Source organism: Aquimarina sp. MMG016 (genome assembly GCF_018100805.1).
Classification (GTDB): Bacteria; Bacteroidota; Bacteroidia; order Flavobacteriales; family Flavobacteriaceae; genus Aquimarina.
On sequence record NZ_JAGJEA010000002.1, the window covers coordinates 606,256 to 619,743 of the forward strand.

Here is a 13,488-nt window from a genome sequence, read left to right on the forward strand (position 1 = left end):
AATCAATTTACCGTTGAGTTTAGTTTTACTAGCTTATGTGTTGTTATTCGCTTTAACTTCTTTAATATGAATAAGTGTGGACACAACCAAAAGTATAAATGCTAAACCAAAACCGATAATACCAATATTAATTCCTAATAAAGTTTTTTCGCTTCCATCTAAATATTTCATTGATCCACCATAAAAATCTTGTAATGTAAATGCAATTAAAAAACTACCTGTAATTATCATACTGAGTACTGAACTTATCGTTATTTTCCCTTTCTTCCAAACCAAAAAAAGACATAAGATCCCAATACATGAATTTGTGATAAGCTGCCATACTTCGTGAATTCGAACATGTGGTGTCCAGTCCGGGTTAAAAACATGAGTATTATTTATTTCTAAGTATGGTACTACAATAGCATAAAGAAATACACTAAATGTAATTATTAATTTATGTTTCATTTTACAGTTTTTTTCATTGTATGCAGCTTAGAAATATGATCCACAATAGTTTTTGAGTCATTATATATTGTTCCTAAAATCCCGCCTAGTTTATAATTATCAAACCCTATAAAATACAAACCTTCATACTCTCCTTCTCCAATTGGAGTATTGGGAATACTGTATTGGTCTAATAGCCCATCTGTATATTCTAAAAACTCTTCTACTTTTGCTTTATATCCCGTGGCCAGTATCACTGCATCAGTTTCTAATAGAGTTCTATCTTTTAACACAACCCCGTTTTCGAAGAAACAATCGATATCACTAACCACTTTAATCTTTCTTGATTTGATTTGCCTTACCGTACCCAAATCAATTACAGGAGTTTTTCCGGTCTGTTTTAAATGATCAATAGGATCATCTTTAGAAATGGTGATTCCATATTTAGATAAATCGCCTATTACCACTTTTCTAACTTGCTTACCAATCCATCTGCCTAACCCAAAAGGTAATTTTTCTAGTTTTTTAGCCGTCGTTTGTACCGGTCGACCGTTGATATCTCTAGGGACAATCAATAATGGGCTTCTCACAGAAACGGTAACATCAATATCCTGCTCACTGAGATCCAAAGCCAATTCTGCTCCTGTATTACCCATTCCTATAATTAACACTCTCTTTCCCATAAAGGGTAAAGTGTTTTTATACTTTCTACTATGAATAATATCGCCCTTATACCTATCTTGATTTTCCCAAGTTGGTATATATGGAACTCTATTGACCCCTGTAGCAACAATTACATTTTCTGCAATAAAAGATTTAGCATTGGTTAAAACTTCCCAATAATTATCTTTCTTTTTTATTTGCTTTACTGACGTTCCAAAATGAGGTTTTATATTAAAATGCTTTGCATAATTTTTATAGTATTCTGCCAATTTAGCTTTGGGAACATATCGAGGATAATCCTTAGGAAACTCCAAATGTGGTAAATGGGATAACTCTTTTACTGTATGCAATAATAAACGATCATAATGATTATGCCAACTCCAAGCTATTTTATCTGTTTGTTCAAGTATTTCAAAAGAAATATTCTTTTTTCGTAACCTGCCTGCTATTGATAATCCTGCCGGACCAGCTCCAATGATAAGATTCTGTATTAAATTCTCCATACTCATTCTGCGTGAGAGCTTCCAAAACGTCTTAATATATTAGCTTTGTTATTAACAGTAACTAAAGGGTCATTAATAGCTTTCCTAATTAATTCTTCAGAATCGACATCGTGATATGTCAATTGATACATTTCTTTTATAGATATTCCATCGTATGCCTCGTGTAATTCTAAAGTATCTCCTACCTTTACTACTCCAGGTTTTAATACTCTAAGATATACTCCGGGAAACATAGCACTTATAAATTCTTTTAAAATCGTTTGCGTTTCAAAACGTACTCCAAGTTTAAAACATGGTTGTCTTGGCTGAGAAACTTGAACCAAAGCCTTTCCTAAAAAATAGGTAGCCCCTATTTTAATTACACTTTCATCAAGACCTTCAATCGTTATATTTTCTCCAAACATTCCATAATTCCAGTCTAAGTCAGGATATCTTTCTTTCCAATAAGGATAATGATCTGCCGAATATAGATAGCAGGCTTTGTCAACTCCGCCATGAACTCTTCTGTCTACAACGTGATCCCCTTTTACATCTTCTTTTTCAAGATATATTGGTTCTTCTACCGGATATTTATAGATACCAGTCTTTACATCCTTACCTCGCCAGGATATGATTTTAGTCTCGCCAATATTTGTAGATATAACTTTCATACATATTATTTAAATTCAACAGAATTTAAGATCAGCCCTGAACCTGGAACTATATGTTCTAAAGTAATTTCCTCTGCTTCAGGATCCAATGTTTGTTTTATAAAGTTTAGATCAATTTTACCTTTACCTAAGTCGATTAAAGCTCCCATCATCAGTCTAATTTGATTTCTTTTAAATCCCTCTCCTTTTACCCGTAAAAGATAACTCTCTTCTGGAAAAAAATTGGCTGTGTAGGTATCATTTTTTTTGATTTCGCAATAAGTAATTTCACCTTCAAGGATTGTGTTTGCTGACGGACGATGACAGTAGGATCTAAAATTATGTTTTCCTTCAAAAAGTTTTGCCGCTTTCTGCATTGCAGCAATATCAAGTTTATCTAATATATTATACATAAAAGGCGCACAAAACGGATGAAACTTTTCTCCAAAAGAAAATAAATACAAATACTCTTTTATTTTGGGTGATTGGATGATATTAAAATGCTCATCTGTCTCCTCAATACTCAAAGCTCTAATATCTTGTGGAAGATTTTTATTAAATAAAGGATAAAACTCTTGCAGGTTCAATGACTGATGATCAACAAATAATTCTACATATGCTTCGTTAGCAGAAACTTTGGCATCTGTTCTACCAGCAGCTAATATTTTAAAATCATTATGATCCAAAACATAATTAATGGTTCTTTCTACCATGCGCTGGAGTGTATTCACCTTTGGCTGTTTTTGCCAGCCGTGATACCTAAAACCTAAATATTGCAATTGAATAAGATAATAGAAACGTTTTCTAAACATATAATATACTAGTATTAATTGTCGAATATAGATAAATTATGCATTTGGACGATAATTGACATTTTTTTAATCCAAAAAATATATAAAAACAGGGTTATAAATTCTTATATTTGAGTAAAGCTAATTAATAATTTAAAATCAACTTAGTTATGGTAAAAGCTAAATATCAAGACGTTCTTGATTTAGGACAAAAATTAAACATCCAAAACGGAGATGTATCTGAAGATAACGGTACTTTAAAAATAAAAGGAACGGCTCAGACTCAATACGAAAAAAATCAACTTTGGGATAAAATCAAAGAAATTGGTGGTGAGTCTCCTTCTGATATAGTTGCTGATATTGATGTAGCTGATACTTCTATATATCATAAGCATACTGTAAAAAGTGGTGAATCTCTAAGCAAGATAGCAAAGCATTATTATGGCGATCCCATGAAATACAAAGCGATATTTGAAGCTAATACAAATATTCTTAAAAACCCGGATATCATTCACCCAGATCAGGAACTTATTATTCCTAATATTTAGAAAGAAATATTTAATCTAATATAGTACTAAAAGCTGCAACTCTGTGGCTTTTTTTTATTCCATAATGTACCGGTAAAATAGTGCCAATTCCAATTTTTAACACAGAAAAAATTAACAACTTTTTAATAACACAAGCTAAATCCTTAACTAAATTAAATTATTAATAACACACCCTCCTTTTGATTAGCAAAAACGTATAATTATTAACACAATATAATTTTATTGTTAAATAATTCACAATTATATTAATAATCTTTTTACATTTGCCATCGCTAACTCAAATTATATGTTATTATGAAAACACGATTATCCTTATTCGTGGGCTTATTTGTAATAAGCTTTGGGTTCTCTCAAAAAACCTTTTGGACGGGAACCACTCAATTAAAAAGTCAAACAGTTCTAGAAACTAAAAAAGACTTACCAACCCAACATTTATTCACCCTCGATTTCGATGGTTTTACACAAGCTCTACAAGCTTCACCTAAAAGAGGGAAATCAATTAACTCTAGTGTAATTATGGCATTTCCTGGTGAAAATGGAGCATTAGAGAACTTCAGAATATTTGAAGCTCCGGTTCTACATCCTGATTTAGCTGCAAGGTATCCTGGAATTAAATCTTATGCAGGTCAAGGAATTGATAATCCTACTGCTATTATTAGATTCAGTATTTCACCTCTTGGATTGCAAAGTATGCGTTTAGGTGAAAATGGCGCAGTATTTATTGAACCACTTACAGATAATCAAAGTGGTACTTATACTGTGTATTCTAAAGCTGAAAAACTTCCATCCACTGGGAAATTTGAATGTTTAGTTGATGATTCTGCTTTTTCCAACAAGTCTGGATCAGTTGATATGAAAAATGCTGATGATAGCACTTTACGTACCTATCGAATTGCAGTTTCCACTACTGGAGAGTATACACAATTTCATGGGGGAACTAAAGCAGGAGCTTTGGCAGCAATTAATACCACTATGACCCGTGTTAATGGAATTTTTGAAAATGATTTTGCTGTAACTATGATAGTTATTGCTAATAATGATGATGTAATTTACACTAACTCTAGTACTGACCCATATTCTAATGGAGGCTTTAATAGTCAAGTTCAGAATACATTAACTAATGTTATTGGAGAGGCTAACTACGATATCGGTCATTTATTTGCTAGAGCAAGTGATAATGGAAATGCTGGATGTATTGGTTGTGTATGTGTAAATGGAAGTAAAGGAAGTGCATTTACTTCTAGAAGTACTCCTGTAGGTGATCCTTTTGATGTAGATTATGTAGCTCACGAAATTGGACATCAGTTTGGAGCTAACCATACATTCTCTTTCAGAAATGAAAGTACTAATGCTCATTTTGAGCCTGGAAGTGGAACTACAATTATGGGATATGCTGGTATTACCGGTGCTACTGATGTACAACAGAACAGTGATCCCTATTTTCACTTCTTTTCTATTCAGCAAGTTACTAATTATGTAAAGTCTACTAGCTGTCAAACAAATACAAATACTGGTAACGCAATCCCTACTGTTAGCGCAGGAGCTGATTATACTGTGCCAAAAGGAACTCCTTTTGTTCTTGAAGGACAGGCATCAGATGCTAACTCAGGTGATGCACTTACATATTGCTGGGAACAAAGAGATGAAAATAACGCTGCAACGACTTACCCAAGTGTGACTGCTACTTCTGGTGTGGCTTTTAGATCTTTTAACCCTTCAACATCTAATAAAAGATATTTCCCAAGATTATCAACTATTAAAACTGGTGCTACTTCTTGGCAATGGGAAGCTGTTCCTGATGTAACAAGAACACTAAACTTTAGATTGACTGTTAGGGATAATAAAGCTGGAGGTGCCGGAAACAATAGTGATGATATGAGAGTAAATGTAACTGCTAATGCTGGGCCATTTGTAGTAAACTCTCCAAACACTAATGTAAGCTGGTCTGCAAACTCTGTACAAACCGTAACATGGGATGTTGCAGGAACTACAGGAAATGGAATTAACGCCGCTAACGTAGATATTTACTTATCAACGGATGGTGGAGATACATATTCAATTGCTTTGGCTACAGGAGTACCAAATGATGGTTCTCATGATATAACTGTACCAAATGCACAGGGTAATCAGAACAGAATTATGGTAAAAGGATCAGGAAATGTATTCTTTGATATTTCTAATGCTAATTTCGAAATTTCTGGTGTTGTAACTCCAGATACTGAAGCCCCTTCTACTCCATCAAGCTTAGCTGCCTCTAACACGACTTCTAACGCTACTGATCTTTCTTGGAATGCTTCTACTGATAATGTAGGAGTAACTGGATACGATGTGTATAGAGGAAGTACAGTAGTTGCTACGGTAGCAGGAACATCTTATACTGCTACAGGATTGTCTCCTGAGACAGCATACTCTTTTAGAGTAAAAGCTAAAGATGGTGCAGGAAACGAATCAGGTTTTAGTAACACGGTAAACGTTACTACGATAGCTACGCCTCCAAACACGGGATGTACAGCAGGAATTTCTTCTTTTCCATATAGTGAAGGTTTTGAAAGTGGTTTAGGTAACTGGTCACAAGCTAACGGAGATGATATCAACTGGACAAGAGATTCTAATGGAACTCCTTCTCGTAATACAGGACCATCGAGTGCTACAGAAGGGTCTTTCTATATGTATATTGAAGCATCTGGTAATGGTACAGGGTATCCAAACAAAAGAGCAATTTTAAACTCTCCTTGTTTTGATTTATCTGCTGCATCTCAAGCAACATTTACTTTCCAATATCATATGTATGGTAGTAGTATGGGAACATTAACTTTAGAAGCTAGTAATGATAATGGAAACACATGGTCTTCAGTTTGGACTGAATCTGGTAATCAGGGTAATTCTTGGCTATCTGCAAGTGTTGATCTAACATCACTAACTGGTGCAGGAGTTCAACTTAGATTTAATGGTGTTACAAGTACTTCTTGGGCTGGTGATATGACTATTGATGATATCAAACTGACTACAGGAACTGTAGATCCTAACCCTACTTGTACTGATGTTAACTTATCTATAACTTTAGATAATTATCCAGAGGAAACAAGCTGGCAAATTACTAACAGTAGTAATCAAGTGGTTGCTTCAGGAGGAACTTATGGTTCACAACCTGATGGATCTACAATTACTGTCACTGAGTGTTTAGATGCTGGAACATACACATTTACTATTAGTGATTCTTACGGCGATGGTATATGTTGTACATATGGAAACGGATCTTATTCTTTAACAGCAGGAAGCACTACTCTAGCTTCAGGAGGATCATTTGGAGGTTCTGAATCTACTACATTTACAGTTGGCGGAACTTCTAGAGGTCCAGAAGTAGTTGATTTCAAAACAACTGAAACTTTGAAGATTTCCGTATATCCAACTCTTGTAGAAAATGTTCTTAATATATCTTCTTCAAAAACTGTTTCAAATTATATGGTTAGAGATATAACTGGTAGAACAGTTTCTTATGGAAAAGTGAATAATAATACTATTGATTTTTCTACGCTAGGAACTGGTTTATATATGGTAACAATAGATTTGAAAGGAAAATCTTTCACTACTAAAGTTGCAAAGAAATAACATTATTTAAATAAAAAAGGATGATTAGTCATCCTTTTTAGTATTATAAAAGCTGCACACTAATTTGTGCAGCTTTTCTTTTTTCCGTTTTATTTTTATAAATTTAATTTACATTTCATCTTTTTAAAGTGTAAAAAAATAAAAAAATCATTATTAATTTACGGTTTTACCGTATTTTTGTACGCCTTAAATTTAGAAACTCAACAGAATGCAAAAAGTCCTATTCCTACTACTTTTTTTAGTTACCTACTCTCAGTATGGTCAAACTCTATCCAAAACAAAACCGATCTATGAATACAAAGATCAGATTGTAATGAATAATGGCAAGAAATATATAACCGTAAACGAAGTTCCTTTTTACGAAGTTACTGATCAATCTATTGAACAGTACAAGCAAATTGATGATCATATCTTTAGGCTAAACAGAGTTTTAATACTCAGAGGCAAAAATGATTATAGAGAATTGATTGAATGGGTTAAGGATAAAATGAAATTCTATTTAATACGAGATTTGAATAAAGGAAATTTTAGTGAAGATCATATTACGACATTAGAAGGAGGAAACGACTAATTTTTTTCTATAGTCTTGTTAGCCAATTGCAATATTTGCTTAAACTGTTCATCTAATGTTAAGTTAGAATTATCTATTTGTATTGCATCTTCGGCTTTACGAAGTGGTGAATCTTTTCTAGTACTGTCTATATGATCACGATTCACAACGTTTTTTAGTACATCTTCATAAGAAACTTCTTCTCCCCTTTCCAATAATTCTTTATACCTGCGCTCTGCTCTATCTTTTGCAGTGGCGGTCATAAATAATTTTAGTTCTGCATCTGGAAATACAACAGTACCAATATCTCGTCCATCCATAACAATACCTTTATCTTTACCCATCTGTTGTTGTTGCTCCACTAACTTTTTTCGAACTTTGGATACTGCTGCTACTTTGCTAACATGCTTGGAAACTGATAGTGTTCTGATTTCTCTTTCTACATTTTCTCCATTAAGAAGAGTTTCTGCCAAACCAGTTTCAGGATTAACCTCGAATCTAATATTAATATCAATTAGTATATTTTCTAACCCCTCTTTATCAAAGTGATCTAGATCAATTAAGGATTTTCTCATTGCAAATAAAGCTACAGAGCGATACATCGCACCGGTATCCACATAAATATACCCTAAGCTTTTTGCAAGTTGCTTGGCAACGGTACTTTTTCCTGTAGAAGAATGACCGTCTATTGCTATAATTATTTTTTTATTGTTCACTATTGAAGATTGACATTAATACCAAAAGTACTTGAGGATGCGGCAGAATTATATCTCGCATAAGAATATGCAAATCTAAATTTTCCTAATTTTAATGATAAACCACCGCTTAATCCTGCAAATGAACGTTGATCTACAACCCTAAGCTCTTCTGATCTTCTAAAATTATATCCTAAACGAATATTAAAACCACTATCCGGAAAAAGCTCTACTCCCAAAACTATATGTCGTAGAGCATTATTAAAAAAACTAGGATCATCCGCCTCTACATTTCCCTCCAGATCTGTAATATCTCTGGCAGGATTACTAAATGCAATGTCCCAAGTCTGTAAATTTTCTAAAGTAAAATTCCATCGTATAGGAACTCCTTTCAATGTTTGTGCAAATCCTGCATCAATTGACAAAGGAAGGTCTTCTCTAGTACCGGCATATGTTGAAAACTGAGTTCCTAAATTACGAATAGCAAAACCAAAATCAAAAGTAGTCTCTGGATTATGATATATAATTCCCAAATCTAATGCTCCTCCTGTAGAAGTGTATTCTTCTAACTTAGAGGAAATAATCTTAGCATTGGCTCCGACATGAAATTTAGAATTAGGGATATTTTGAGCATACCCTATAGATACAGCTACTTCTCCAGCGCCAAAATCTCCGGTAGCATTTCCAAATTCATCAAAACCATCGAATTTACCATAATTAATATAGGTCACCCCTGCATGAAACATTCTTTGATTTTTGCCAAAAGCTTTAGCATATGCAACAGATCCATAATTAACATCAGCTATATAATTCACATAATTGACAGCTAATTGATTATTCATTTCGGTATTGATAGAAGCAGGATTTAGCATAGCAGAGGTAGGATCCATATTATAACCAGTAACATATTTACCACCTAACGCAGCTTGTCTTGGTGAAGAAACCAGATTCAAGAATTGGTAAGTATACCTTCCTCCTATTTGTGAATAGGTTAAAGAAGAAAAAGAAATCAATATCAAGAATATGAAAATACGAATCATTGGCAACAAAAATAAAAGAAACTATCTGGAAAACGATAGTTAAGTATAAAAATTTTATGCCCTTCAAAATGAATACAAAAATCTATTACCCATGATTGGAAACAATGGTTCAATTACACATTTATGCTCTATATCTCAATTTTTTAATCAAAATCACACAAAAACATAAATGACTGTAAAACAACAGTTTAAAATTATGATACAATAATAATACACTATTAGAGTTATTATCAACTGTACCCTACATTAATAATTGATACTAGTATTTTTTATTAATGAAAAACCAAATCTAACAATAAACACTAACTAACACACATCTCTATGGGCCTTTTCGATTTTTTAACCGAAAAAATTGCAATTGATCTCGGCACCTCTAATACTCTTATTACCCAAAACGGAAAAATAGCTGTTAACAACCCTTCAATAGTTGCTATTAATCATATTACTGGAAAAATAATAGCTGTGGGAAAAGAAGCGAGTATGATGCGAGGAAAAATTCATCATAATATTAAAACGCTCTACCCTTTTAGGGATGGAGTGATTGCAAATTTTGATGCCGCAGAAAAAATGCTTAAAACCTTTGTCAAAAAGACATCAACCTTTTCGACTTCTTACAATATGATCATTTCTATTCCTTGTGGAAGTACAGAAGTAGAAATGCGAGCAGTAAAAGAGTCTGCCAAACGTCTTAATGCAAAAAAAGTATTTTTAATCCACGAACCTGTTGCAGCCGCCATAGGTGGTGGTATTGATGTTATGGCACCTATAGGTAATATGGTTGTTGATATTGGTGGTGGAACAACCGAAATTGCTGTGATCTCTCTAGGAAGAATTATTAGTGGGCAATCTGTAAAAATTGCTGGAAATGTTTTTAATGATAATATCATTGCTTATATACGTGATGAATATAATCTTCATATAGGGGAATCTATGGCAGAAAAAATCAAAATACAGGTAGGATCTGCTACAAATACATTAGAATCAGCTCCTAGGGCTATGCAAGTCCAGGGAAGAGATTTACTAACAGGGAAACCTAAAGAAATCAATATTACACATAAGCAGATTGCTAAAAGCCTTGATAAGTCTTTATCACAGATCGAAAATAGTATTATTGAAACGTTATCTGAGATTCCGCCAGAAATATCAGCGGATATTTATAATTCAGGAATATACTTAACTGGTGGTGGGTCAATGTTAAGAGGATTAGATGATCGTTTATCCAAAGCAACAGAACTACCAGTTAGAACAGGTGATTATCCGTTGGAAACAGTGGTAAAAGGTAGTGAAATAGTTCTTAAAAACTTAAATCGCTATACCAATGTTCTAGTGCAGAAAACTCTAAATTAAATCTAGGTTATACATAAAAAAGAAAAGCCGATCTTGACGATCGGCTTTTTTATATTCTGAAAAAAGTTGCTTTTATAGCTTCTTTGCATTTTTAACTTTAGTCTTTGTAATTGCCAATTTCAGTACATCTTCCATATCTTTCACATAATGAAAAGTAAGACCTTTTAGATATTCTTCTTTGATCTCTTTGATATCTCTTCTGTTATCCTCACAAAGCAATATCTCTTTAATATGAGCTCTTTTGGCAGCAAGAATCTTTTCTTTAATACCTCCTACTGGTAACACTTTTCCTCTTAAAGTAATCTCTCCTGTCATTGCCAGGCTTTTCTTCACTTTTCGCTGAGTAAATAATGATACTAAAGAAGTTAACATTGTTATCCCGGCGCTAGGTCCGTCTTTTGGTGTTGCTCCTTCCGGTACATGGATATGTACATTATATTTATCGAAAATATCAGGGTTAATACCTAATTCATTAGCATTAGCTTTAATATACTCCATTGCTATAGTAGCAGATTCTTTCATCACCTTTCCTAAGTTTCCGGTAATTGTAAGTGTACCTTTTCCTTTAGAAAGAATAGATTCTATAAATAAGATATCTCCTCCTACACTAGTCCAAGCAAGACCGGTAACTACTCCTGCTACATCATTATTTTCATATTTATCACGTTCTAATTTTGGCGCCCCTAATACTTCTATAATATCTTCATTATTAACTTTGATATTATAATCTTCTTCCATTGCGATATTTTTAGCAGCATAACGAACCATTTTTGCTATTTGCTTTTCTAATCCACGAACCCCAGATTCTCTGGTATACCCCTCGATTATTTTTTCTAATTGTGCCTTGCCAATCTTTAAATGAGATTTGTCTAAACCGTGTTCTTCTAATTGTTTTGGTAATAAATGTTGTTTGGCAATCTCAATTTTTTCCTCAATAGTATATCCGGTAACATTAATAATCTCCATACGATCACGAAGTGCTGGTTGAATGGTACCCAAACTATTAGAGGTAGCTATAAACATTACCTTAGATAAATCAAACCCCATCTCAAGGAAGTTATCATGAAATTCTGAATTTTGCTCCGGATCTAACACTTCTAACAAAGCAGAAGAAGGATCTCCTTGATTACCCACTGATAACTTATCGATCTCATCCAAAACAAATACAGGATTACTAGTACCTGCCTTTTTTAAGCTTTGAATAATTCGACCTGGCATTGCGCCAATGTATGTCTTTCTATGACCTCTAATTTCAGCCTCATCTCGTAATCCACCTAAAGAAATTCTAACATATTCTCTTCCTAATGCTTCTGCTACAGACTTTCCTAAAGAAGTTTTACCTACTCCAGGAGGTCCATACAAACATAAGATTGGAGATTTCATATCATTACGAAGTTTCAGAACTGCCAAATACTCAATAATTCGACGTTTTACTTCATCAAGTCCATAATGATCTCTATCTAAAATTTTCTTCGCACGTTTTAAGTCAAATTTATCTGTACTATATTCATTCCAAGGTAAGTCTAAAAACAAATCCAGATAATTACGCTGAATAGAATATTCCGCTACCTGAGGATTCATCCGTTGCATCTTAGCAAGCTCTTTATCGAAATGCTTTTGAACTTTTTCATCCCACTTTTTGTCCTTACTTCTCACTCGCATTTCTTCAAGCTCGTCTTCATGAGAAACCCCTCCAAGTTCCTCTTGGATTGTTTTCATCTGCTGATGCAAAAAGTATTCTCTCTGCTGCTGACTCATATCATGCTGAACCTTACTCTGGATATCATTCTTAAGCTCTAACTTCTGAAATTCTACATTCATAAATTTCAAAGTAGCTAATGCCCTATCTTTTAACACATTAATCTCCAGCAATCTTTGTTTTTCTTCAACCGGAAGATTAAGGTTAGAAGATACGAAGTTGATTAAAAAAGAGTTGCTCTCAATATTTTTGATAGCAAATGAAGCTTCTGTAGGAATGTTAGGACTTTCTTTAATAATTTCCAGAGCTAAATCTTTAATAGAATCGATAATCGCACTGAATTCTTTATTTTCTTTTGCCGGTCTTGCTTCAGGAACATCAATTACTTTAGCCTTGATATAAGGATCTTCTTCTACAATACTATCAATTTTGAATCGCTTCTTACCTTGTAAAATAACGGTAGTATTACCATCAGGCATTTTTAATACTCTAAGGATACGTGCTACTACACCTACCTTATTGATATCTTTTAAAGAAGGGTTTTCTACATCTTCTTCTTTTTGTGATACAACTCCAATTGTTTTATTTCCATTATTTGCTTCATTAAGAAGCTTGATAGATTTATCCCTCCCCGCTGTAATAGGTATTACCACTCCTGGAAATAATACTGTATTTCTTAGTGGTAATATGGATAGTACATCAGGTAATTCCTCTTTATCTATTTCTTCTTCATCTTCAGGTGTCAGCAATGGTATTAATTCTGCATCTTCATCTATTCCCTGAAATGACAAGTTGTCAAGTGTTGTAAATTTGGTTTTCGCCATAAGTGTATATAAAAGTCATTTTGTCATAAGAACAAAACAACACGCTTTTAAAATTAGTCTAAACAAATTAAAAAACCTTATAAAACCCATTAAATCAAGGGATTTATAACGTATTCATTATATATATTTCAATTGTTATGCCATAAACTTTAAAAAAAATATTA

General features: G+C 33.4%; 11 protein-coding genes. 4 read left to right on the plus strand and 7 right to left on the minus strand.

All coding sequences use genetic code 11. From position 1 onward, the window contains the following. Positions 1-33: 33 nt before the first annotated feature. Genes J8M14_RS05585 through J8M14_RS05600 form a run of 4 tightly spaced genes read right to left on the minus strand, consistent with a single transcriptional unit; the run spans position 34 to position 3,033 of the window. Complete coding sequence (locus tag J8M14_RS05585) at positions 34-447, minus strand: hypothetical protein (RefSeq protein WP_211073593.1); 414 nt, start codon at positions 445-447, stop codon at positions 34-36. Further along, complete coding sequence (locus J8M14_RS05590; RefSeq protein WP_211073594.1) at positions 444-1,592, minus strand: NAD(P)/FAD-dependent oxidoreductase; 1,149 nt, start codon at positions 1,590-1,592, stop codon at positions 444-446. Before J8M14_RS05590 ends, J8M14_RS05585 begins: the two co-directional genes overlap by 4 nt. Positions 1,593-1,594: 2 nt before the next feature. After that, a complete protein-coding gene (locus J8M14_RS05595) occupies positions 1,595-2,242 on the minus strand; it encodes an MOSC domain-containing protein (RefSeq protein ID WP_211073595.1) in 648 nt (215 codons plus the stop codon). A gap of 5 nt (positions 2,243-2,247) precedes the next feature. Beyond that, positions 2,248-3,033 (minus strand): tRNA pseudouridine(38-40) synthase TruA, encoded by a 786-nt coding sequence (locus tag J8M14_RS05600; RefSeq protein ID WP_211073596.1) that lies wholly within the window; start codon positions 3,031-3,033, stop codon positions 2,248-2,250. Positions 3,034-3,182: 149 nt separating this feature from the next. On the opposite strand from J8M14_RS05600, the gene J8M14_RS05605 reads away from it, so the two are divergent. The 3 genes from J8M14_RS05605 to J8M14_RS05615 all read left to right on the plus strand — a co-directional run bounded on the left by J8M14_RS05605 (position 3,183) and on the right by J8M14_RS05615 (position 7,740). Further along, positions 3,183-3,560, plus strand: a complete 378-nt coding sequence (locus J8M14_RS05605; protein ID WP_211073597.1) for a LysM peptidoglycan-binding domain-containing protein — start codon at positions 3,183-3,185, stop codon at positions 3,558-3,560. Between the two features lie 294 nt (positions 3,561-3,854). After that, positions 3,855-7,169 carry a reprolysin-like metallopeptidase gene (locus tag J8M14_RS05610; protein WP_211073598.1) on the plus strand — a complete coding sequence of 1,105 codons (3,315 nt, stop codon included), beginning with the start codon at positions 3,855-3,857 and terminating at the stop codon, positions 7,167-7,169. A gap of 208 nt (positions 7,170-7,377) precedes the next feature. Continuing rightward, on the plus strand, positions 7,378-7,740 hold the full coding sequence (locus tag J8M14_RS05615) for a hypothetical protein (protein WP_211073599.1): 363 nt from the start codon (positions 7,378-7,380) through the stop codon (positions 7,738-7,740). Here J8M14_RS05615 and cmk read toward each other — a convergent pair. Next, positions 7,737-8,435 carry a (d)CMP kinase gene (cmk, locus tag J8M14_RS05620; RefSeq protein WP_211073600.1) on the minus strand — a complete coding sequence of 233 codons (699 nt, stop codon included), beginning with the start codon at positions 8,433-8,435 and terminating at the stop codon, positions 7,737-7,739. The two genes, J8M14_RS05615 and cmk, sit on opposite strands and share 4 nt — an antisense overlap. Further along, complete coding sequence (gene porQ, locus J8M14_RS05625; protein ID WP_211073601.1) at positions 8,435-9,454, minus strand: type IX secretion system protein PorQ; 1,020 nt, start codon at positions 9,452-9,454, stop codon at positions 8,435-8,437. The genes cmk and porQ overlap by 1 nt, the downstream gene beginning before the upstream one ends. A gap of 321 nt (positions 9,455-9,775) precedes the next feature. Between porQ and J8M14_RS05630 the strand changes: the two genes are divergently transcribed. Beyond that, on the plus strand, positions 9,776-10,801 hold the full coding sequence (locus J8M14_RS05630) for a rod shape-determining protein (protein ID WP_211073602.1): 1,026 nt from the start codon (positions 9,776-9,778) through the stop codon (positions 10,799-10,801). A gap of 72 nt (positions 10,802-10,873) precedes the next feature. Here J8M14_RS05630 and lon read toward each other — a convergent pair whose 3' ends face one another. Continuing rightward, a complete protein-coding gene (gene lon / locus J8M14_RS05635) occupies positions 10,874-13,324 on the minus strand; it encodes an endopeptidase La (RefSeq protein WP_211073603.1) in 2,451 nt (816 codons plus the stop codon). Positions 13,325-13,488: the final 164 nt, after the last annotated feature.